Origin of the sequence: Phenylobacterium sp., from assembly GCF_965284355.1 — a bacterium.
GTDB lineage: Bacteria > Pseudomonadota > Alphaproteobacteria > Caulobacterales > Caulobacteraceae > Phenylobacterium.
Window position 1 is genome coordinate 1,383,585 of the sequence record NZ_OZ260078.1, and the last position, 23,029, is coordinate 1,406,613.

Annotated in this window: 16 protein-coding genes; 8 read left to right on the forward strand and 8 right to left on the reverse strand. The window is 69.5% G+C overall.

Annotated elements, in window-relative coordinates:
• The first annotated feature begins 95 nt into the window (after positions 1 to 95).
• The gene (locus ACQ66R_RS06730) at positions 96 to 1,205 is read left to right on the forward strand and encodes a dipeptidase (protein WP_430420374.1); all 1,110 of its coding nucleotides are present in this window, start codon (positions 96 to 98) and stop codon (positions 1,203 to 1,205) included.
• A 22-nt stretch (positions 1,206 to 1,227) separates the two neighbouring features.
• Here the strand turns inward: ACQ66R_RS06730 and ACQ66R_RS06735 are convergent, their stop codons facing one another.
• Both ACQ66R_RS06735 and ACQ66R_RS06740 read right to left on the reverse strand, forming a co-directional pair.
• Entirely contained in the window at positions 1,228 to 2,658 is a 1,431-nt protein-coding gene (locus tag ACQ66R_RS06735) for a spinster family MFS transporter (protein ID WP_430420375.1), read from the reverse strand.
• Positions 2,659 to 2,662: 4 nt separating this feature from the next.
• A complete protein-coding gene (locus ACQ66R_RS06740; protein ID WP_430420377.1) occupies positions 2,663 to 3,448 on the reverse strand; it encodes an SDR family oxidoreductase in 786 nt (261 codons plus the stop codon).
• A 184-nt stretch (positions 3,449 to 3,632) separates the two neighbouring features.
• Between ACQ66R_RS06740 and ACQ66R_RS06745 the strand changes: the two genes are divergently transcribed.
• The 6 genes from ACQ66R_RS06745 (at position 3,633) to ACQ66R_RS06770 (ending at position 12,263) form a co-directional block, all read left to right on the forward strand.
• Complete coding sequence (locus ACQ66R_RS06745; protein ID WP_430420379.1) at positions 3,633 to 5,498, forward strand: alkyl/aryl-sulfatase; 1,866 nt, start codon at positions 3,633 to 3,635, stop codon at positions 5,496 to 5,498.
• A 10-nt stretch (positions 5,499 to 5,508) separates the two neighbouring features.
• Positions 5,509 to 6,393, forward strand: a complete 885-nt coding sequence (locus tag ACQ66R_RS06750; protein WP_430420381.1) for a crotonase/enoyl-CoA hydratase family protein — start codon at positions 5,509 to 5,511, stop codon at positions 6,391 to 6,393.
• 110 nt (positions 6,394 to 6,503) lie between these two features.
• Positions 6,504 to 8,447 (forward strand): DUF3604 domain-containing protein, encoded by a 1,944-nt coding sequence (locus tag ACQ66R_RS06755; RefSeq protein ID WP_430420383.1) that lies wholly within the window; start codon positions 6,504 to 6,506, stop codon positions 8,445 to 8,447.
• Positions 8,448 to 8,479: 32 nt separating this feature from the next.
• Positions 8,480 to 10,423, forward strand: coding sequence for a DUF3604 domain-containing protein (locus ACQ66R_RS06760; protein WP_430420385.1), 1,944 nt, complete (start codon positions 8,480 to 8,482; stop codon positions 10,421 to 10,423).
• Entirely contained in the window at positions 10,420 to 11,259 is an 840-nt protein-coding gene (locus ACQ66R_RS06765; RefSeq protein ID WP_430420387.1) for a peptidyl-prolyl cis-trans isomerase, read from the forward strand. The genes ACQ66R_RS06760 and ACQ66R_RS06765 overlap by 4 nt, the downstream gene beginning before the upstream one ends.
• Positions 11,256 to 12,263 (forward strand): HupE/UreJ family protein, encoded by a 1,008-nt coding sequence (locus ACQ66R_RS06770; RefSeq protein ID WP_430420389.1) that lies wholly within the window; start codon positions 11,256 to 11,258, stop codon positions 12,261 to 12,263. The genes ACQ66R_RS06765 and ACQ66R_RS06770 overlap by 4 nt, the downstream gene beginning before the upstream one ends.
• A 3-nt stretch (positions 12,264 to 12,266) precedes the next feature.
• Here the strand turns inward: ACQ66R_RS06770 and ACQ66R_RS06775 are convergent, their stop codons facing one another.
• Genes ACQ66R_RS06775 through ACQ66R_RS06800 form a run of 6 tightly spaced genes read right to left on the reverse strand, consistent with a single transcriptional unit; the run spans position 12,267 to position 22,105 of the window.
• Entirely contained in the window at positions 12,267 to 13,670 is a 1,404-nt protein-coding gene (locus ACQ66R_RS06775) for a sulfatase family protein (protein WP_430420391.1), read from the reverse strand.
• Between the two features lies 1 nt (position 13,671).
• Positions 13,672 to 15,585 (reverse strand): DUF3604 domain-containing protein, encoded by a 1,914-nt coding sequence (locus ACQ66R_RS06780; protein WP_430420393.1) that lies wholly within the window; start codon positions 15,583 to 15,585, stop codon positions 13,672 to 13,674.
• Positions 15,582 to 17,108, reverse strand: coding sequence for an arylsulfatase (locus ACQ66R_RS06785; protein ID WP_430420395.1), 1,527 nt, complete (start codon positions 17,106 to 17,108; stop codon positions 15,582 to 15,584). Before ACQ66R_RS06785 ends, ACQ66R_RS06780 begins: the two co-directional genes overlap by 4 nt.
• 44 nt (positions 17,109 to 17,152) lie before the next feature.
• Positions 17,153 to 18,481, reverse strand: coding sequence for an aspartate aminotransferase family protein (locus ACQ66R_RS06790; protein ID WP_430420396.1), 1,329 nt, complete (start codon positions 18,479 to 18,481; stop codon positions 17,153 to 17,155).
• Between the two features lie 14 nt (positions 18,482 to 18,495).
• Positions 18,496 to 19,755, reverse strand: coding sequence for a pyridoxal phosphate-dependent decarboxylase family protein (locus ACQ66R_RS06795; RefSeq protein ID WP_430420398.1), 1,260 nt, complete (start codon positions 19,753 to 19,755; stop codon positions 18,496 to 18,498).
• 25 nt (positions 19,756 to 19,780) lie between these two features.
• Positions 19,781 to 22,105 carry a TonB-dependent receptor gene (locus ACQ66R_RS06800; protein ID WP_430420400.1) on the reverse strand — a complete coding sequence of 775 codons (2,325 nt, stop codon included), beginning with the start codon at positions 22,103 to 22,105 and terminating at the stop codon, positions 19,781 to 19,783.
• Positions 22,106 to 22,285: 180 nt separating this feature from the next.
• On the opposite strand from ACQ66R_RS06800, the gene ACQ66R_RS06805 reads away from it, so the two are divergent.
• Positions 22,286 to 22,978: a TetR/AcrR family transcriptional regulator gene (locus ACQ66R_RS06805; protein ID WP_430420402.1), complete on the forward strand. Its 693-nt coding sequence runs from the start codon at positions 22,286 to 22,288 to the stop codon at positions 22,976 to 22,978.
• Positions 22,979 to 23,029 lie beyond the last annotated feature (51 nt).

Genomic DNA, 23,029 nt, shown 5'->3' on the forward strand with positions numbered 1-23,029 from the left:
GTAGTTCTCGAAACCCGATGGATTCTTCATCGTCGAGGCGAGCGGCATGAGGTCGGACGCGTCGCCGATCCCGACCGCCGCGCCGGAGCCGCTCCATGACCCTTGATCGCCGCACGCTGCTCGCCCTGTCCGTCGCCGCGGCCGCCAGCCCTGCCGCCGCCGCCAGCGATCCGCTCCACAACGTCGTCGTCGTGAACGCACTGGGCGGCCTCAACGACCCGAACCTGCCGGAACCGCCGCGGCCGGTGCTCACCCCTCGCATCCTGGCCGACGCGCGGGCCTCGGGCACGACCGCCGTCAACGTCACCATCGGCTATGTCGCCGGGCCTGCAGAACCCTTCCAGGCCTCGGTGGCCGAAGTGGCGCAATGGCAGCGCCTGATCCGCGAGCGCGCCGCCGACCTCAAGCTGATCCTGACCGCCGGAGACATCGCCGCCGCCAGGCGGGAGAACAAGGTCGGCGTCATCCTGGGCTTCCAGAACGCGGCCCAGATGGGGGACGACCCCGGCCGCGTCGACATCTTCGCCGACCTGGGCGTGCGCATCATCCAGCTCACCTACAACCTCAGGAACCCGCTGGGCGACGGCTCGATCGTCCCTGAGGGTCGCGGCCTCACCGACTTCGGCCGCCAGGTGGTGGACCGGTTGAACGCGAGCCGGATCATGGTCGATCTCAGCCATTCCGGCCGCCAGATCTGCCTGGACGCGGCGCGCTATTCCAAGCGGCCGATCTCGATCAACCACACCGGCTGCCGCGCGCTCGCCGACCTGCCGCGCAACAAGACCGACGAGGAGCTTCGGCTGGTCGCGGAGAAGGGCGGCTTCGTGGGTATCTACTTCATGCCGTTCCTGAACCTGTCGGGCCATGCCCGGGCGGTCGACGTGGTCGCCCACCTGGAACACGCCATCAACGTCTGCGGCGAGGATCACGTGGGCATCGGCACCGACGGCGGCACGACGCCTATCGACGACCTTGAGCTCTACAAGGCGGCGCTGCGCAGGGAGCACGAGGACCGCAAGGCCAAGGGCATCGCCGCGCCGGGCGAGCGGGCCGACACTCATCCGTTCGTGGACGACCTGCGCGGGCCCGACCAATTCCGCAAGCTGTGGCGTCTGCTGGCCGAGCGCGGCCACAAGCCGGCCCGCATCGAGAAGATCCTGGGCCAGAACTTCGTCCGCTACGCCACGGAGATCTGGGGCGCGTGACGGGGCGCGCCGGCTGGCGGAGCTACTTGGCGACGAGGTCGCGGTTCAGCCACCTGGCGGTCAGCAGGAAGAAGCCGCCGCCCACCGCATAGAGGCTCGAGGTGATCAGCAGGGACCGCTGAAGGCTCTGTGGGTGGGCGCTGGCGCAGACCGCCTCGAGCGCGGCGGACAGGTTAGCCCGGGCCGCGCCCTCGCAGGCGCTGCGGGCCAAGCCCGGCGCATCCATCGCCGCCACCTGCATCGAGAACAGCACGTCGCTCAGCCAGCCGATCGCCAATGGCCCGAAGCCGTAGCCCAGCATGTTGATCACGAACATCAGGACCGCGGTCGAAAGCGCGCGGGTCTGGGCCGACACCACGCCCTGCCCGATCGTGTACTGCGCGGCGAGGTAGCCGTACTTGGCGCCGCCCCCGACAACGAGCCCGAACAGGCACAGCCAGAGGTTCTGGGTGGTGAACGCCAGGACATAGAACGGCACCGACAGAGTCATGCCGATAGCGGGGAGCCAGGCGATGGCGGTCGGGCTGCGCGATCCCAGCTTCTCGGCCAGCCATCCCGTGCCCAGGGTGCCCAGCGACGAGGCGATCGCCACGGGCACGTTGATCATCAGCGCGGCCTCGCCGGCCGTGAGGCCGAAGGTGCGGTTGATGAACAGCGACTGGAACGAGGAGATGCCATAGCCGCAGAAGGCCGCGATGGTGGCCGCCGTGGTCATGGACCAGAACGAGCGCTTGGAAGCGATTTCCCGCAGGCCGTCCGCGAACCGCACCGTCTCGCGGCGCGGGGTTCCCGGCGGGTCGGTATAGCCGCGCGGCGGCTCCCGGACGGTCAGCTTAAAGACGACCGCCACCAGCAGCCCGGGCACGCCCAGGATGAAGAATGCCCACCGCCAGCCCAGGGCGTCGGTGATCGGGCCGCCGATCACGTTGGCCAGCATGGTGCCCAGCGTCACGCCCATGGCGTAGTAGCCCAGCGCGGTCGAGCGGGCGCGCGGCGGATAGTAGTCGGCGATCAGCGAGTTGGCTTGGGGCGTACACCCCGCCTCGCCGATCCCCACGCCCACCCGGCAGGCGAGCAGCACCCAGAAGGCGCCGATCGTCAGCGAGCCGATGGTGATCTCCGCGGCCAGCCCGCAAAGGGCGGTCATCATCGACCAGAGCGCCACGCAAACGGTCATGATCCAGACGCGGTGGCGGGTTTCTGCGAACTGCGCGAGGGGCACGCCCACGATCGTGTAGAGCAGCGCGAAGCCGAAGCCGGTGAGGAGGCCGAACGCGGTATCGGAGATGCCGAGTTCGGGCTTCATCTGCGGCGCCACGACCGAGAGCAGCGCGCGGTCCATGAAGTTCAGGATGAAGATGAACAGAAGCGCGGTGAGCACATAGGTCCGGTACGGCCGCGAGCCGAAGCCGTGGATGTGTCCTTGCCCGGCGTCCGAGGCGGCGGCGGTCATCGCCTCAGTCCTGCGCCGGGGCGATCTTGTCGCGCAGCCGCGCCATGCCGCTGATCCAGCGGTCGTAGTCCCCGGTCTTGCGCTGCATGTAGGTCAGCACCTGGGGGTGCGGCAGGATCAGAAAGGTCTCCTGCTCCAGCCCCGCGACCACGCATCCGGCCACATCCGCCGGCGACATCACGCCGTCCACGGCCTGCGATCCGCGCGCGCCGCGGATCATCGGCGTGTCCACGGCCTGCGGGCACAGGATCGACACGCCGATTCCCTGGTTGCGATGGGTGATGGCCAGCGCCTCGGCGAAGCCCACGGCCGCGTGCTTGGTGGTGGCGTAGACCGGGCTGCCGGGCTGGCTCAAGAGGCCCGCCGCGGAAACCGTGTGCAGGAAGTGGCCGCCGCCCCGCGCGATCATCCCCGGCAGGGCGGCGCGCGCCGCGTAGACGTGGGCCATCACGTTGACGTTCCAGCCGAGCGCCCAGGTGTCGTTGGACGCGGAGGTCGCGTTGTTGAAATCAGGGTCGCGCACCGACACGCCGGCGTTGGAGCACATCAGGTCGATGCGGCCGAAACGCTCCTCGGCCAGGGCCACCATCCGCTGAACGTCGGCCTCCACGGCGACGTCGGCCTGGACCGCCAGTCCGCCCACCGCCGCCGCGACCGCCTCCGCCGCTGCGCCGTCGAGGTCGGCGACGAGGATGTGCGCGGCGCCCTCCATCCGGAACCGCTCGGCCATCGCCTTGCCGATTCCACTGCCGCCGCCCGTGATCACGACGGCCTTGCCTTCCAGGCGCATTCGTCTCCCCCTTCGAACCTGCGCCGTTGGCTCGGCGTCTGCTGGATCCGCCCCGAACCTGAGGTCTGGCGGCGGCCCCGTCAACGGCATTTGATACCACATCGGAACATTTGAGTTGAACGCCGCCGCGGCGAGGCCTAGCGTCCGGGGAAGGCCGCGTGAGAGACGGCGAGACGGGGGAGGCATGTCGGAGCCCAACGGCGACGTACGCAAGGACGCGACGTCTGCGACCCGCGCCGCGCAGGCGGCGGTGGCGGCGAGCCTGCCTGCCGAGGACGGCCATGACTTCGCGCTCGCACGCCGCGGCTTTCTGGGCTCGATCCAGGATGCGGACGTGCCGGGCGCCTGGAGCCAGCGCCCCTTCGCGTTCCTGGAGGGCGAACGGCCCGACACGATCAACCCCAGCCTCTGGCGCCAGGCGCGGCTGAACGCCCTGCATGGCCTCTTCGAAGTGACCCCCGGCGTCTACCAGGTGCGCGGCTTCGACATCTCGAACATCACCTTCATCCAGGGGCGCGAGGGGTGGATCGTCATCGACCCGCTCACCTCGGCGCAGCCGGCGGCGGCGGCGCTGGAGCTGGTGCGGCGACTCAAGGGCAATCGGCCCGTGACGGCGGTGATCTACACCCACAGCCACGTCGACCACTACGGCGGGATCATGGGCGTGCTGTCGCCCGATGACATCGCCCGCGGCGTGCCCATCGTCGCGCCCGAGGGCTTCCTGCAGGCGGCCGTCGCCGAGAACGTCCTGGCCGGCAACGTCATGAGCCGGCGCGCCACCTACATGTACGGCGGCCTGCTGCCGAAGGACCCCCGCGGGCACGTGGACTCAGGTCTCGGCAAGGGCACATCCACCGGCAAGGTCGCGCTCGTGGCGCCCAACGTCTCGGTGACTCACACCGGCCAGACCCTGACGCTGGACGGCGTGGAGGTCGTCTTCCAGGTCACGCCCGACACCGAGGCGCCGGCGGAGATGAACTTCCACTTCCCGCAGTTCGGCGCGCTGTGCATGGCCGAGAACTGCACCTGCCACCTGCACAACCTGTACACGCCCCGCGGCGCCCAGGTGCGGGACGCGAAGGCCTGGGCTTTCTACATCGACGAAGCACTGGAGATGTTCGCCAACAAGGCGGGTGTGATGTTCGCCAGCCACCACTGGCCGCGCTGGGGCGAGGGCCCCATCCGCGCGTTCCTGGCCAAGCAGCGCGACCTCTACAAGTACATCCACGACCAGACGCTGCGGATGGCGAACCACGGGATGAACGGGCCCGAGATCGCCGAGGTCCTGAAGCTGCCGCCGACGCTCGAGGCCGAGTGGCACACGCGCAGCTACTACGGAACGCTCAGCCACAACGCCAAGGCCGTCTACCAGAAGTACCTCGGCTGGTTCGACGGCAACCCGGCCAACCTGAACAAGCATCCGCCCGAGGCGGCCGGACGTCGCTATGTGGAGGCCATGGGCGGCCCGGAACGTATCCTCGCCGAGGGGCGCCGGGCGTTCGACGCCGGCGACTATCGCTGGACCGCCGAGATCGTGGGGCATCTGGTCTTCGCCGATCCGGCGAACACGGACGCCAGAGCCCTGCAGGCCGACGCCCTGGAGCAGATGGGCTACCAGGCAGAGTCCGGCCCGTGGCGCGACTTCTACCTCACCGGCGCCCAGGAGCTGCGCAAGCCGCGGCCGAAGTCGGACACCCCGCGCCAGGCGTCGGCCGGCCAATTGCGCACGCTGCCCGCCGACAACCTGCTGGACGCGCTTTCGGTGCGTTTGAACGGGCTGGCAGCCGGCGCGCAGACGATCGGGTTCACGGTCGCCTTCACCGACACCGGGGAGCGGTTCGGCGTGCGGGTGGAGAACGCCGTGCTGCATCATCGCGCCGGCGAGGCCGGACCCTTGGTCGAGCTGTCGCGCGGCGACCTCGTCGACCTGGCGACCGGCGCGAAGACCTTGGAAGAGGCGGACGTCCGCGGCGCGGGCGCCACCGAGCTCGGCCGGCTCGTCGCCCTTCTCGATCGCTTCGACCTCTGGTTCGAAATCTCAGCGCCCTGACGGAGACCGCATGTCCAAGCCCGAGTTCGAGACCCTGCTGTACGACGTCGAGGACGGGATCGCGACGATCACCCTGAACCGCCCCGACCGGCTGAACGCCTTCACGCCGAAAATGATGCTGGACATGATCGCGGCGTTCGACGCGACCGACGCCGACGACGCGGTAAAGGCCGTCATCGTGACCGGCGCGGGCCGCGGATTCTGCGCCGGGGCCGACCTGGGCGCCGGCGGCGGCACCTTCGACCAGGGCGCGCGCGAGGCCGAGCGGCGCGCGGCGGGCGACACCGGCGACGTCACGCGCGACGGCGGCGGCCGCGTCTCTCTGCGCATCTTCGAGAGCCTGAAGCCGGTGATCGCGGCCGTGAATGGCGCGGCCGTCGGCGTGGGCGTCACGATGCAGCTGCCGATGGACATCCGGCTCGCCTCCACCGACGCCAAGTTCGGCTTCGTGTTCGCGCGACGCGGGATCGCGCTGGAGGCCTGCTCATCCTGGTTTCTGCCCCGGCTGGTCGGCCCGCCGACGGCGCTGGAGTGGTGCTACTCGGGCCGGGTGTTCTCCGCCCAGGAGGCCCACACCAAGGGCCTTGTCCAGGCGCTTCACGCGCCCGAGGACCTGCTGCCGGCCGCCCGCGTGCTCGCGACCGAGTTCGCCGCCAACGCCGCGCCGATGTCGATGGCCGTCACGCGCCAGCTGATCTGGCGCGGCATGGTGGCGGACCACCCGATGGAGGCCCATCGCGCCGACAGCCGGTCCATGCGCCAACGCGGCGCCTCGGACGACGCGCGGGAAGGGATCGCCGCCTTCCTGGAGAAACGCCCCGCCGAGTTTCCGGATCGGGTCTCGAAGGGACTGCCAGACCTCTGGCCGGAATGGCAGGCGCCCGAGTACCGCTGAGTTGGGCGCGCCGGCGGCCCATGCCCAGGGTCGACAGCGCCATGCCCTAAGGCTTCTGGCCCCTGGCCCCTGAAGCCAAGTATCGCTGATCTGGGCAGGAGAGAGCGCCGATGAAGACTCGCAACAGGCCGGCCGTCGTCCGCTATGTGATCCCCGCCGCGGTGGTCGGCGTGCTGGTCGGGGGCGGCGCGATCGCCCAGGCGCTGCGTGGAGAGCCCGCGCCGGCCGCAGCCGACCATGCCAGGCCCGCCGCAGCCGCTGCCCCGGCGGCGCAGTTGCCCGGCCACAACCCCGACCGCAACGCCTATTTCGGGGACCTGCACGTCCATACGTCGATCTCGAACGACGCCTACATCTTCAATGTCCGCCGCACCCCGGACGACGCCTATCGCTTTGGCCGCGGCGAGACGATCGGGCACGCATCCGGCTACTTGGTGAGGCTGGCCGGGGGGCCGCTGGACTTCGTCGCGGTGACCGACCACGCCGAGTACATGTCGGCTATCCGGGAAGCCGGGAATCCGGAAAGCCCCCTCTCGAAGCTCCCCTTCAGCCAAGGTCTGTTGAGCCCTGATCCGGCGCAGATCCAGAAGGCCTTCGACGCTTTCAACCAGGCCCGGCGCGACGGCACGCTGCCCAAGGAATTCGCAGATCCTTCGATCATCTCGCGCGCCTGGCGCGAGACGCAGGACGCCGCCGCGAGAAACTACCAGCCCGGCCGCTTCACCACCTTCATAGGCTACGAATACACCTCGGCGCCGCAGCGGCGGAACCTGCACCGCAACGTCATCTTCAAGGGAGCGAACGTCCCCGCGATGCCGTTCTCCGCCAGCGACTCCAACGATCCCGAGAACCTCTGGAGGACGATGGATGGTTGGCGCGCGAAGGGCGTCGAAGCCCTGGCGATCCCCCACAATTCGAACGGCTCGGACGGACTCATGTTCGACAACGTGCGGCTGAATGGCCAACCGATCGACAAGGCCTATGCCGAGCTGCGGATGCGCAACGAGCCTCTGGTCGAGATGACCCAGATCAAGGGGACGTCCGACACCCACCCCTCGCTGTCGCCCAACGACGAGTGGGCCAACTTCGAGATCATGGAAAAGTACATCGGGTCCAACATCAACGTGACGAAGTTCGCCGGCGGCTACGTGCGTCGCGCGCTGCAGGACGGGATCATCCTGCGCGAAAAGGTGGGGGCGAACCCGTTCAAGTTCGGTCTCATCGGCTCATCCGACACCCACAACGCCGCGCCCGGCAGCGTCGAGGAGCCCAACTACTTCTCCAAGACCGGACGGCGCGACGGCCTGCCTGAGCTGCGGGGTTCGGCCCCGCCCGGGGGCGCGAAGGACTGGTCGGCGGTGACCGGCGAGCAGGCCGCGAACCCACCCGTGTTCCAGACCTGGGGCGCATCGGGTCTGGCGGGCGTCTGGGCGGAAGAGAACAGCCGCGATGCGATCTACGCGGCGCTGCGGCGCAAGGAAACGTTCGCCACGTCGGGTCCGCGGATCAAGGTGCGGTTCTTCGCCAGCTACGACTTCCCGGCCGACCTGATGACCCGGGCCGACACGGTGCGCCAGGCCTATGCCCGCGGCGTGCCGATGGGCGGAGACCTGCTGGCTGCCAAGGGCAAGACGCCGCAGTTCCTGGTCTGGGCGGTGCGTGATCCGCGCGCCGGCTACCTCCAGCGGGCCCAGGTGGTGAAGGGCTGGATCGAGAACGGCCAGGCCAAGGAAAAGGTGTTCGACGTGGCCTGCTCGGACGGGCTGCAGGTGGGCGCGAACGGCCGCTGCGCCGACAATGGCGCGGGCGTGAACATGAAGACCTGCGAGCCTGACCGCTTCAAGGGCGACGTGGAGCTGCGCACGGTCTGGAAGGACCCGGAGTTCAAGCCCAACCAGCGGGCCTTCTACTACGTCCGCGTGCTGGAGAACCCGTCCTGCCGCTGGTCGACCTGGGACGCGCTTCGCAACGGCACGCCGCCCAATCCCAAGCTCGCCCCCACCATCATGGAACGGGCCTGGTCCTCGCCCATCTGGTACGAGCCGGCGGCTTAGGGAATTCGAAGTTCGGTGAGGGAGGGGTTTCGATGATCACGAAGAGACGAGCCGCGTTGCGCTACGCGGCGCCCGCGGTGGTGGTGGGCGCCCTCGTCGCGGGCGGCGCCATCGGCGCGCAAACGGTGCAGGAGAAGACGGCGGCCAGGCCTGCGGCGCCATCGACGGCAAAGGCCGCGCCGAAGGCGGCGAGCGCAGCGCCCCTGCCCGGCCACAACCCGGATCGGAACGCCTACTTCGGCGACCTGCACGTCCACACGTACCTGTCCTTCGACGCCTACATCTTCAACGTCCGCAAGACGCCCGACGACGCGTACCGCTTCGCCCGTGGCGACGCCATCGGCCACGCCGGCGGGTTCGACATCCGGCTGCAGGGCGGTCCGCTGGACTTCGCGGGCGTCACCGACCATGCCGAGTTCATGGGCGCCATCCGCGAGGCGGCCGACCCGCACAGCCCGCTGTCGAAGCTTCCCATCACCCAGGGGCTCTTCTCCACCGACCCCAAGGAGATCGGACAAGCCTTCAACCGCATCGTCACGGGCTTCCGCGACAACAGCCTGCCGGCAGAGTTCAGCGACCCGGCCGTCGCTTCCCGGGCGTGGCGCGAGGTCCAGGACGCCGCCGCCCGCAACAACGCGCCCGGCCGCTTCACGACCTTCGTCGGCTACGAGTACACCTCGGCCCCCGACGGCCGGAACCTGCACCGCAACGTCATCTTCCGCGGCGCGAACGTGGCCAGCCTGCCCTATACAGCCAACGCCTCGCGCGACCCGGAGAACCTGTGGCGCACCATGGACGGTTGGCGGGCCAAGGGCATTGAGGCGCTGGCGATCCCGCACAACTCGAACGGCTCGGACGGCCTGATGTTCGATACTGTCCGGATGAACGGCCAGCCGGTCGACAAGGCCTACGCCGACCTTCGGATGCGCAACGAGCCGCTCGTCGAGATCAGCCAGATCAAGGGTACGTCCGAGACCCATCCCTCGCTGTCGCCCAACGACGAATGGGCCAATTTCGAGATCATGGAGAGCTATATCGGCTCGGCCAACAAGATCACGAAGTTCGCGGGCGGCTATGTGCGTCGGGCCCTGGAGGACGGCATCATCTTCCGCGAGAAGGTGGGATCCAACCCGTTCAAGTTCGGCTTCATCAGCTCGTCCGATACGCACAACGCCTCGCCCGGCAGCGTCGAGGAGCCCAACTACTTCTCCAAGACCGGTCGCCCGGATTCGCGGCCGGACCTGCGCGGCTCGACGCCGCCGAACGGCGCGACCACCTGGGACGGCGTCGACGCGGCCGCGGCGGGCGGGCGCTACCAGGCCTGGGGCGCGTCGGGCCTTGCCGGCGTGTGGGCCGAAGAGAACAGCCGCGAGGCGATCTACGCGGCGCTGAGGCGGAAGGAGACGTTCGCGACGTCGGGACCGCGGATCAAGGTGCGGTTCTTCGCCAGCTATAACTTCCCGGCCGACCTGATGACCCGGTCCGACACGGTGCGCCAGGCCTATGCCCGCGGCGTGCCGATGGGCGGAGACCTGCTGGCTGCCAAGGGCAAGACGCCGCAGTTCCTGGTCTGGGCGGTGCGTGATCCGCGCGCCGGCTACCTCCAGCGGGCCCAGGTGGTGAAGGGCTGGATCGAGAACGGCCAGGCGAAAGAGAAGGTGTTCGATGTGGCCTGCTCGGACGGGCTGCAGGTGGGCCCGAACGGCCGCTGCGCCGACAATGGCGCGGGCGTGAACATGAAGACCTGCGAGCCTGACCGCTTCAAGGGCGACGTGGAGCTGCGCACGGTCTGGAAGGACCCGGAGTTCAATCCGAAGCAGCGAGCCTTCTACTACGTCCGCGTGCTGGAGAACCCGTCCTGCCGCTGGTCGACCTGGGACGCGCTTCGCAACGGCACGCCGCCCAATCCCAAGCTCGCCCCCACCATCATGGAACGGGCCTGGTCCTCGCCCATCTGGTACGAGCCGACCGCATGAATGAGGCCGTGCGTTCGGGGCTCTCGCGCGTACTGCGGGAGCCTCTGGTCCACTTCCTGGTGCTGGGCGGACTGCTCTTCGGCGCAATCGCCTTCGCCAACCATCTGAAGCGTCCGGTGGTGCGGATCGACTCTCAGGAGATCGAGCAGCTGGCCTCCTATTGGGAGCTGCAGAGCCAGCGGCCGCCGACCCGCGAGGAACTCGCGGCGCTGATCCACGAACGCGTCGACGAGGAACTGCTGGCGCGCGAGGCCATCCGTCTGGGACTGGACAAGGGCGACATGATCGTGCGCCGCCGGCTGGCGCAGAAGATGGCCTTCGCCAGCGAGGACGTGGCCGCCCTTTCCGAGCCTGACGAGAAGGCGCTGCAGGCCTACTACGACGCCAATCGCGAGCGCTATGCGACGCCCGGCCGGGTCGCGATGCGCCACGTCTACTTCAGCAGCGATCGCACGGGCGAGACGCCGCAGGCGGCCGCCGCCGCCGCTCTGTCGCGGCTCCAGGCCGGCGGCGAGGCGGCCAGCGACCCGTCGCTGCTGCCCCTGACCTATGCCGACATCGCCGAAGCCGACATCGCCCGGGATTACGGCGCCGAATTCGCGGCCGCGGTCCACAAGGCTCCCGTCGGCGCCTGGGTGGGTCCCGCGCCATCGGCCTACGGCCTGCATCTGATCCGGGTCGAGCGCCGCCTACCCACGCAGATCCCGCCGTTGGCCGATGTGCGCGACGACGTCCGCGCCGCCTGGCTCGCCGAGCGTCGGCAGGAGGAGAACCGCAAGTTCCGCGCGAGCCTGCGCAAGCGCTACAAGGTCGAGATCGCGGGCCTGCCCCAATGAAGGCGCTCGCCGCGGTCTGGCTTGGGCTGGCCGCCCTGTTCGCGGCCCTGGCGCCGGCCTACGCGCACGAGGTGCGCCCGGCCCTGGTGCAGATCCAGGAGACCGGTCCCAAGGCCTACGACGTGGTCTGGAAGCGGCCCGTGGTCGGCGACATGGCGCTGCGCCTGGTGCCTCACTTATCCGGCGGCGCGCTGGAGAAGCCGCCGACCCTCGAACAGGCGGCGCCGGGCTACGTCACCCGCGTCTGGCGCGTTCGCGACGGCCCGCCGCTGGAGGGTCAGGTCCTGGAGGTGGAGGGTCTGTCCCAGAGCGTGACCGACGTGATCGTCCGCGTCACGACCCGCGACGGCCGCACCCTGGACCACGTGCTGAAGCCGGCCCAGCCGAAGTTCACCCTCAGCCTGGCGCCCGCGGCCGGGGTGGCGGTCCCGGCGTATCTCGTCCTGGGTGTCGAGCACATCCTGATCGGAATCGACCACCTGCTGTTCGTTCTGGGCCTGCTTCTGCTGATAGGACCGAACTGGCGGCTGGTGAAGGCGATCACCGGCTTCACGGTCGCCCACAGCATCACCCTGGCGCTGGCCGCCCTGGGCTACATCACTTTCCCGTCGGCGGCGATCGAGGCGCTGGTGGCGCTGAGCATCCTGTTCGTGGCGGTCGAGCTCATGCCCGCGCGCCGCGCTGCGGGCGGCCTGGCCCAGCGCCGCCCCTGGCTCATCGCGTTCGTGTTCGGCCTGCTGCACGGCATGGCCTTCGCCGGGGTGCTCGCCGACATCGGCCTGCCGCCGGACGCCGCGCCCCAGGCTCTGCTGCTGTTCAACGTGGGGGTCGAGATCGGCCAGTTGGTCTTCATCGGCGCCGTCCTGGGCCTGATGGCGGCGGGACGCTGGCTATGGCAGGCGCGCCACTGGACCACGCCGCGCTGGGCGGCCCTCGCGCCGGCCTACCTCATTGGCTCGCTGTCGGCCTACTGGCTGATCGAACGCACCCTGGCGGCGATCTGACGGCTACTCGGGGCCGCCGCCGTACAGCAGGCTGCGCGGGTCGACGGGCTGGCCCCGGACGAAGGCGTCGATCAGGCCCTTCACCTCGCCCGCCGGCGCCTGGCCCGTGCGGTTGAGCGAGCCCCAGGCGGGGTTGGGCATGGTGTCGGACCAGCGCCGCCAGCCCGCCTTGAGCCGGGCCAGCACCTCGGGCCGCGACGCGGCCAGGTCGTTCCGCTCGCCGATGTCGTTCGACAGGTCGAACAACCACCAGCGATCCTCGGCGCGGACCGCCTTCCACGAGCCCGACCGGATCGCGCCCTGCGGTCCCAGCCGCCAGTACAGCGTGCGCTCGGGTGACGTCCCGCGCGCCATGGCGGGCGAGAGGTCGACGCCGTCCAGGTCGGGCGTGCGCGGCGCGCCGGCCGCCGCCAGGACCGTGGCGGTGATGTCGACGCCCGTTCCCACGGCCGATGACGTCTTCGCCGCCGGCAGTCGCCCCGGCCAGCGGAAGATCGTCGGCACGCGGACGCCGCCCTCCAGCACCGTGCCTTTCACGCCGTTGAGCGGGCCGTTGCGGCTGGTCGTCTGCCAAGTGGGACCGCCGTTGTCGCTGGTGAACACGATCAGGGTGTCGCGGCGCAGCCCGGCGGCATCGACGGCGCCGACGATGCGGCCCACGGCGTCGTCCAGGGCTGCCAGCATCGCGAGGTAGGCGCGGCGCTTGGGATCCGGCTCGCCGGCGAAGCGGCCGAGATAGGGGCTGGTCGACTGCAGCGGCGCATGCACGGCGTTGAACGCGGCGTACAGGAAGAACGGCCGGTCGCGGTTGGCCTGGATGAAAGCGACCGACTCGTCCGCAAAGGCCTCGGTGGTGTGGGCCGGCATCGGTGCGGGCGCCGAGCCGCGCCACATCTCCTTGGCGCCGCTGGCGGCCTCGGACGTGTAGGCCATGGCGCCGCCCAGGAACCCGTAGAAATGGTCGAAGCCGCGCGCCGTGGGCAGGTTTTCGGGCGTGAAGCCGATGTGCCACTTGCCGACAGCGGCGGTCGCATAGCCTTGCGCCTTCAGCCGCTCGGGCAGCGTGCCGCCATGATCCCGCGGCAGCCCGACGGCGGCGGAGTCGTACTGGGCCGGGCCCGGGTTGTTCTCGAAGCCGAAGCGGTGCTGGTAGCGGCCCGACAGCAGCGCCGCGCGGGCCGGCGCGCAGCTGGGGTGGTTCGAGTAGAAGTCGGTCATCCGCACGCCATCGGCCGCCAGCCGGTCGATGTTGGGCGTGGCCACGTCGCGGGCGCCATGTACGCCCAGGTCGCCGTAGCCCAGGTCATCGGCCAGGATGATGATGACGTTCGGCTTGCGGCCGGCCGCCATGGCCGGGGCCGCCATCGCCGACCCCAGCAGCAGGGCGAGGAAGCTGCGACGCTGCATCCTAAGCCGCCGGCTCGTACCAGATGGGCGAGGACCAGGCGCGCTCCATGATGGTGGGGGCGAGCTTGGGATTGGGCGGCGTGCCGTTGCGAAGCGCGTCCCAGGTCGACCAGCGGCAGGACGGGTTCTCCAGCACGCGGACGTAGTAGAAGGCCCGCTGGTCGGGCTTGAACTCCGGGTCCTTCCAGACCGTGCGCAGCTCCACGTCGCCCTTGAAGCGGTCAGGCTCGCAGGTCTTCATGTTCACGCCCGCGCCATTGTCGGCGCAGCGGCCGTTCGGGCCCACCTGCAGCCCGTCCGAGCAGGCCACATCGAACACCTTCTCTTTCGCCTGGCCGTTCTCGATCCAGCCCTTCACCACCTGGGCCCGCTGGAGGTAGCCGGCGCGCGGATCACGCACCGCCCAGACCAGGAACTGCGGTGTCTTGCCCCGGGCGGCCAGCAGGTCTCCGCCCATCGGCACGCCGCGGGCATAGGCCTGGCGCACCGTGTCGGACCGGGTCATCAGGTCGGCCGGGAAGTCGTAGCTGGCGAAGAACCGCACCTTGATCCGCGGACCCGACGTGGCGAACGTTTCCTTGCGCCGCAGCGCCGCGTAGATCGCATCGCGGCTGTTCTCTTCCGCCCAGACGCCGGTAAGGCCGGAGCCCCCGCGCGCCGAATACTGGATCGGTCCCCGCGCCGGCCAGTCGACCGCGCCCTTGGGCAGCACCGAGCCGCGCTGCTCGGGCGCGCCGTCGCGCAGGCCGGACGCGCCGACGTAATCGACCTCCTCGACGAACCCGGGCGTGGCGTTGTGGGTGTCGGTCGCCCCCACGAAGCCGAGCTTGAACGGGTTCACGCCCAGCTTCTCGCGCTGCAGGATGCCGTCTTGCAGGGCCCGGCGGACGTAACTCCCCGCGAACCGGGTGACCATCTTGTTCTGCGCGATGTAGCGCTCCCAGATCTCGAAGTTGGCCCACTCATCGTTGGGCGACAGCGACGGATGGGTCTCGGACGTGCCCTTCGTCTGGGTGATCTCGACCAGCGGCTCGTTACGCATGCGCAGCTCGGCGTAGGCCTTGTCGATCGGCTGGCCGTTGAGGCGCACGCTGTCGAACATGATGCCGTCCGAGCCGTTCGAATTGTGCGGGATCGCCAGCGCCTCGATGCCCTTGGCCCGCCAGCCGTCCATGGCCTGCCACAGCAGTTCGGGATCGTAGACGCTGGTGGCCGAGAACGGCGCGCCGGGCACGCGCGCGGTCTTGAAGATCACGTTGCGATGCAGGTTCTTGCCTTCGAGCGAGGCGGTGAACTCGTAACCCACGAAGGTGGTAAAGCGACCGGGCCGGTTGTGGCGGGCCGCGGCGTCCTGCACCTCGCGCCAGCCTTCCGCGACGATCGTAGGGTCGTCGTACTCCTTGGGCATCGTGCCTTCGCGCTTGGCGCTGGTGAAGGCCTCGAACCCCTTCTGCGCCTGGACCGGATCGGTGGCGATCAGGTTCTGGCTGAACGGCAGCTTGCCTAGCGGATGCCCGGGCCGGGCCGCGGCGCTGACCACGGCGAGGTATTCCGAGTGATCGGTGACCGCGGTGAAGTCCAGCGGCCCACCCTGCAGCCGCACAGAAAAGCCGGAGGGGTGCCCGATCGTCTCGCCCTGCGCGAACCGGTAGGCGTCGTCGGGCGTGCGGCGGGCGTTCGAGATGTAGGCGTCGTTCGAGAGGTAGGTGTGCACGTGCAGGTCGCCGAAGTAGGCGTTGCGGTCGGCGCTGTACCCGGGCAGCCGGCCAGCCTGAGCCGCAGGCGGCACGGCCGCAGTGGCCTTCGCCGGCTTGGCCGGGCGGTCGGTCGAGGCGCCGACGGCCACGCCGGTCGCCACCAGTCCCGCAACAGCCGCCGCGATGACGGACGGTCCCCAGAGCGATCGACCGCTCACGAGGCCGCTCCGGCCCGCGCGGGCCCCTCGCCGCCGGTCGGCACATTGGGAAACCGCATGACGCTCTCCTCGTACTCGCGCTGGATACGGGCCACCGGCCGGCGGACCCAGATGTTGGTGGTGTAGATGTTCCAGAGTTCCTTCGGGTCGTTTTCCAGATCGAACACCCAGGGGCTCGGCAGCTCCTCGAGATAGGACGTGGTCGCCACCTGGCCCGACGCCACGACGGCGCCGCGCGGCGGTTCGCGCACGGCGAAGTGCATCTTGAAGTTCTTCCACTTCACGGCCAGCAGGCGGTTGTTGTGGAAGACCATAAGGTGCTCGCGGTTCGACGTGGCCTTGCCGCCGAACAGGAAGTCGCCCTGGTCGATGGAATCGACCGCCCGGTCGGTGGGCACGCGGGCCGCCGCGCCGGCGACGCCGGCGAAGGTTCGGTAGAAGTCCTGGATCGAGACCATGCCGTTGCTGACCCGGCCGGGCGTCGTGCGCCCGGGCCAGCGGATGACGCAGGGCGTGCGGATCGCCCCTTCCCAGCCGCTGGGGAACTCGCCGCGGAACGGCCCGGAGTCGGCGCGGCCGCCGAAGTCGACGCCGATACCCTGGAAGCTTTGTGGCCCGTTCTCGCTGCAGAAGACGACGATGGTGTTGTCCCTGATCCCGGCCTTTTCGACCGCATCGATCAGGCGGCCGGCGTTGTGGTCGATCTCGACCAGGGCGTTCTGGTAATTCGAGCGGCCCGGCTTGACGAAGTCGGGGTGCGTCAGCGGTGGCTCGTGCGGCAGCGTGAAGGGCACATACAGGAAGAACGGCCTCTCGCCCTTGGCCTGACGGCGGATGTAGGCCTCGGCGCGCTCGGTGATCTGGCGGTCCATCAGCGCTCGGGCGGCGCGGTCATAGACGCCGAGGGGGCGGCTGGGCTCGCCCCTGCGCCCCTCCATCATGGACTGGGGCGTGTACTCCTTGGGATCGAAGCCCGGCTGGATCGGCCAGTTCACCTCGCCGCTGCTGCGCGGGATGCCGAACCACTCGTCGAAGCCCTGGCGGGTGGGCGCCCGCTCGTCCGCCGATCCCAGGTGCCACTTGCCGTAGCAGGCGGTCGCATAGCCGGCGTCTGAGAGCAGCTCGGCCAGGGTGTATTCCCAGGGCGCGATGCCGTCCTTGAGTCCGCGCGATTCCACGATCGAGGTGCCCGAGCGGATCGGCATGCGGCCGGTCAGCAGCGCGGAGCGGCTGGGGGTGCACTCGGGCTCGGCGTTGAAGTTGGTCAGGCGGACGCCTTCCGCGGCAAGGGCGTCGATTCTGGGCGTCGGCGCCCCGCGCAGCTCCCCGCCGCCGTAGCAGCCCAGATCGCCGTAGCCGAAGTTGTCGACCATCATGAAGACGATGTTGGGCGCGCGCGGGGCGGCCACACGCCGTGGGGCCTGAGCTGCGGCGTCCACTGATGCCAGCAGGCTGGCCGACCCGGCGAGCAGCGCCCGGCGCGTCGGCTGGACCGGTGACGAAGACGGACGACGTGCGGACATTCCAAACTCCGGACTGGCCGGCCCGTTGCGGACCGGCGGCGGCTTCAGGCCAGCGCCACGGCGAAACTCTGCTCGAACGCCTCGAGGACCACAGGCACGTCATCCATAGAGAGGCACAGCGGCGGGACCATGCGCAGGATGCTGCGGTGCGGGCCGGACTTGGAGACCACGATCCCCTGGCGCCGCGTCTCCTCGAAGATGGCCGCAGTCTCCTCCGTGGCCGGCGCCTTGGTCTTGCGATCCTTGACCAGCTCCACCGCCATCATCAGGCCCAGACCGCGCACGTCGCCGATCATCGGATGGCGCGCCTGGAGCTCGAGGAGGCCGCTCTTCAGCGCCGCGCCCACGGCTCTGGCGTTGGCCTGCAGCCCCTCCTCCCGGATCACCTGCAGCACCGCGCGGCCGGCGGCGCAGGCCACGGGGTTGGCGCCATAGGTGTGGAACAGGAATTTGTCGGCCATGCACTCGGCGATGCGGCGGTGGGTCACGACCGCGCCCAGCGGGATGCCGTTGCCGATGCCCTTGGCCATCACGACGATGTCGGGAACGACGCCGCTGGCCTCGAAGGCCCAGAAGTTGTCGCCCGTGCGCGCGAAACCGGACTGGACCTCGTCGATGATCATCAGGCCGCCTGCGGCCCGCACCCGCTCGGCGGCGCCCGCGATGTAGGCCGGGGGCATCTCAATGATGCCGCCATAGCCCTGGACCGTCTCGAGGATCATGCCCGCGAGCCGGCCGGACGTGGACGTCTCGATCGCCCGCTCCACCTCATCGAGATAGGGCTGCAGTTCCTGGCCGAACAGGCCGCGGTAGGCGTTCGGCTCGGGCAGGAAGGCGACGCCGCCCAGCTGCGGCACGTTGTGGCGAAAGCCGGCGATGCCGGTCAGCGCCTGCGCCCCGAAGGTGGCGCCATGGTAGCTGGTCCGCAGCGACAGCATGTCGATGGCGCCCGTGTAGGACCGCGCCATGAGCAGCGCCAGATCGATGGCCTCGGCGCCGCTGTTGGTGAAGTGGACCACCCATTCGTGGCCCGTCGGCAGGGTCTGGGTCAACTCCTCCGCCAGGTGGGCCGGCGTGGGGTGGTAGAACATGGTGGTGCAGTGGGTGAGCTGGGCGACCTGCGCCTGCACCGCCGCCACGACCGTGGGGTGGGCGTGGCCCACCGAGATGCAGAGGTTCATGCCCAGCAGATCGGTGTACCTGCGGTCGTTCTCGTCCCACAGGTGCTGCATGTGCCCGCGCCGGAAGATCAGCGGGGTCTTGTACGGGACGAACCGGCGCTGCGAGGCGGCGTAGTAGCGGTCGCGACGCGCGACGATGCCCTCGGTCGACCAGTCGGTCTCCAGCGGGGGCAGGGTCTGGCCGAAATCCACCGCGCGTCTCCCTGTCAGTAGGTGGCGGCCAGGTCGCTCTTGGCCTGGGTCGCGCGAACCTCGTCGACGCTGGCGGCCATGTCGGCGAGCCAGGCCTCGCGGACCGGGGCATGCTGCATCGAGAGCATGGTGTGCATGCCGCGCGGCACGCTGGTCAGGCCCGGAACCCAGCCGCGCGAGCGCATGCGTTCGGCGACCGCGTAGATGTCGAAGGCGTTCGACCCGAAGTTGACGATCGTGACGTCCGGCTGCGCCCAGAGTTCCAGCCCCGGGATGGCGCGGATGCCCGCGACGTAGGCGTCGGTCATCGCTGCCATGTCGCGCGCCGCCTGCTCGTAGCCCGAGGTTCCCAGGTGGTTGAGAACGGCCCACGCGCCCGCGACGGCGCCCGCAGGCCGTGAGCCCGACATGGTGGCCGTGGTGTACATGCCGCTGGGCCACGCCCCCAACCGGAAGGTCGAGCGCTCCAGGTCGGCAGCATCACGGAAGAACACGGTGGACGACGGCTTTGGCGCGAAGCCGAACTTGTGCAGGTCGGCCGAGATGGATCGGACGCCCTCGTGGCGGAAGTCGAAGACCGGCGTGCCGCGGCCCACGCGCTCGAAGAAGGGCGCGACCCATCCGCCGACGCAGGCGTCCACGTGCATCCAGATGCCGCGCTCCTGTGCGAAGGCGGCGATCTCGCCGATCGGATCGATCACCCCGTGCGGGAAGCAGGGCGCCGAGCCGACGATCAGGAAGGTGTTCTCGTCCACCAGGGCCCTCAGCGCCTCGACGTCGACACGGCGGTCGGGCCGCAGCGGCGCGCGCCGGACCTCGACGTCCATGAGGATCGCCGCCTTGTCGAAGGCCGGGTGGCCGCTGACCGGCATCACGAGGTTGAGCGGCTTGCCCGCATGGCCCTGGCCGGCCGCGCGGTGGCGGTCGCGCGCCGACTTCACGCCCAGCAGGATGCTTTCGGTGCCGCCGGTGGTGAACACGCCGCGGCCGTCCTCCGGCGCGTGGAGCAGGTCCAGGCCATAGTCGATGACGTCGCGCTCCATCGACGCGATGCCAGGGTAGGCCCGCGCTGCGCCCAGGGCGTTCTCGGAGAAGTGCGCCATGAACGCGCGTTTGCCGATGTCGTAGGCTTCCTCGTTGGCCATGAAGAAGAAGATGGCGGTGCGACCATGCTTCCAGTCGGCGTCACCGGCCGTGCGCCGGGCCATTTCCGCCTCAAGGCCCGGCCAGGCGACGCCGCCCGGTGGAAACGCCGCGCGGGTGGGCTTGCTCATCGTCTCGTCCTCTGTCCGACCGCCCCTAGAACCGCGCCTTGAGCTCCACGCCCATCTGCCGCGGATCGTTCAGCGTGCAGCGCAGGGCCGTGGCGCCGGTCACCGCATTGTTGAGGCCGAAGGCGGCGTTGTTGGGCTGGTTGAAGATGCCGGTGCAGAAGGTCTCGTCGGTCAGGTTCTGGCCAAAGATCGCGGCCTCCCAGCGCTGCTCGGGACCGCGGATCGCGATCCGAGCGCCCAGCACCTGGTAGCCCTTCTGGTCGGCATCGGGGTTGTTGTCGCCCGACGAGGCCAGGTTGATCTTCGTGCTGAACGACAGGTCCGCCCGGGCGAGCCAACTCCAGCCATTGGCCATATCGCCGATGTACTGCGCCGACACCGCGCCCTGCCATTTCGGCGAGTAAGGCAGACGCTGGCCCGTGAGGTCCTGCGAGCCGCCGAAGCCCGGCAGGCCCGGCGCGCCCCGGAAGTCGAGGTACTCGGAGTCGAGGTAGGTCCCGGCCAGCGTCAGGGTCAGCGGCGGGATCGGCCGCGCCATGGTGTCGAACTCGACGCCCTGCTGGCGGGCCTTGCCGTTGTTGCGGGTACGGAACTGCAGCCCGTCGAAGCTGCGGAACTGCAGGTCGTCGATGTCCGAGCGGAACAGGGTGACGTTGGCCACCAGCCGCCGTTCGAACAGCTCGGACTTCACGCCCAGTTCCCAGTTCTCGACCGTCTCGGCCAGGAAGCTGCGGGCCGCCGCGCCCACCGCCGCGGTTGTACCCGGCGCCGAGTCGAAGCCGCCCGACTTGAAGCCGGTCGCGAAGCTCGCGAAGACCATGATGTCGTCGTTGGGCTTGTACGTGCCGCTCAGGCGATAGGTGACCTTGTCTTCCTTCAGCGCCATGTCGGTGACTTCGGCGGCCTGCGCCGCGGCGGGGTTGCGCGTGATGCCGCGGTACTTGGCGCTCTTGTCGTCTTCCGAGTAGCGGACGCCGCCGGTCACCGAGAGCTGGTCGGTCAGCTTGAAGGCGCCCTGTGCGTAGGCCGCCACCGACTCGGTGTCCTGGGTGAAGACGTAGTACGAGGCGCCGACCTTCGTGTTGGCGCGGCACTGAGTGAGGCGCGCCGCCGTCGAGGTGTTGCGGATGAATATCTCGCAGAACTCGTTGGTCAGGTCGATGTTCTGCCCGATGTCATAGGCCTCTTCGTAGTAGAACAGGCCCGCCACGAAATTCAGCCGGCCGTCCAGCAGCGTGTCGGGCGACAGCAGCTGCAGCTCTTGCGAGTGATTCTGGCTGTCGGCGAAGGTGGTGCGCCGCTGCAGTTCCAGAGGGATGTTCCCGTTCGAGGCCTGGTACTGGATGTTCTTCCAGTCGCGGTAGCCGCTGATCAGCTTCAGCTGGTAGCCGTTGGCCAGGTCCCAGGTCAGGTCGCTGGCGACGCCGGTCTGATAGTCTTTCAGGTCGCCTTCGGTCGACTGCCGGACCCGCCGGGAATAGGTGTCGGACGTGTAGGGCAGCACGCCTGCCAGAGGCCCGGCGCCATCGGGATCCAGCCGCGTCTGCCAGTTCGCCAGGGTCTGCGGCGTGACCGTGCGCGAGACCACCGTGATCGTGTTGTAGCCGTCGCCGCTCAGGTTCTGGTGGTCGCCGCGGAGTGTCCACTTGATCTCGGGCGTGATCTGCCACTGCACCGCCGCGCGGGCCGAGAAGCCGTCGTTGCGGCCCATCCGCTTGCCCGTCAGGTCGTTGCGGCCGAAGCCGTCGGCCTCGTAGCCCAGGAGAGAGACGCGGGCCTTCAGGGCGTCGGTGATCGGCAGATCGCCCGTCGCGGAAACGCGCCGGACGCCGTACTCGCCGATTGTGGCCGTGACCTCGCCGCCGTAGGCGTCGCCCGGCTCGGTGGTGCGGATCAGGACCGCGCCCATCGACGCGTTGCGGCCGAACAGCGTGCCCTGGGGCCCGCGCAGCACTTCGACCGAGCCGATGTCGTTCAGGCCGGCCAGCATCGAGCCGATCCGCGGCACATAGACCCCATCGACGAAGGTGGCGACGCTGGGTTCGACGGCGGTGTTCCCGCTGGTGCCGATGCCGCGCATCATGATGCGCGTGTTGCTCGTGTTGGACGAGGTGGCGAGGTAGAGGCTGGGCGTGATCCGGCGCAGGTCGCGGATGTCCTGAATGCCGGCCGCCTCAAGGGTATCGCCGCTGAACGCGGTCACGGAGATGGGCACGTCCTGGACGTTTTCGGCCCGCTTCTGCGCGGTCACCACCACCTCTTCGACCCCGACACTGTCCTGGGCCAGAGCGGCGACCGGCGCAAACAGAGCGGCCAGCGCCACAGACGCATAAAGGCTGCCACGTCCCATAGCTTCCCCCCTTTGATCGGTGCTTCTCTTGCGTCAGCACTTGTTCCGATCGGGTAACAATGCGCTCGCATTGCCGGGCTGTCAAACTATGCTACGACTTGGTTTCATTTGTGCCCGTCGGCAGGCGCATGCTTGTTCTGACGTCTGGATCACAGCCTGGATTCGAGAGCGGAGACCGAGGTGGCCAAGCCGAACGCCGCGCCCAGCGCGCGGCCGCTGACGGGGCGGGGCTCCAAGCCGCGGGTGAACGTCGCCGAACGGCGCGAGGCCTTCCTCCTGGCCGCCTGCCGGGTCTTTCTGGAGCGCGGCGTCGGCACCGCCACGATGCAGGACGTGGCCGACGCGGCGGGCGTTCCCAAGATCCTGATCTATCGGATCTTCCGCTCGAAGCAGGCGCTGCTCGACGCCATCCGCGACAAGGTCATCGCCAAGATCCACGAGGTCTGGGCCGAGCCGGCCTACACATACGGCGCACGCATGCGTGGCATGGCCCTGGCCGCGCGCGAGCAGCCCGAACCGTTCCTGCTGGTCTTCCGCTACAGTCAGGCGGGCGTCGAAGGGCTCGACTGGCGCAAGGCGGTCGAGGACGCGATGTCGGCCTATACGCGCGAACGCTGGTTCAGGGCGGGCCCCGACGCCCCGCCCGGCGCCGAGGCCCGCGCCGACTACGCCTCAAGGCTGAACGTCGGCCAGTTCATCGACATGATCATCCGCTGGATCGAGGGCAGCGACGGGCTGGATGACGAGGCCCGCTTCCTGTGGTCGGCCCGCATCCAGCGCGAGTTCCACCTCGCCACGCGCGAGGCCTTCCAGCTGGGGACCGTCGACCTGAAGTACCGCCTGCCAGGCGAGGCCAGTTCCGACAGTAATTGATACGACTTGGTTTCAAGTCTAGCCTGCCGGCCTGCCCCCAGGCTGGACGGG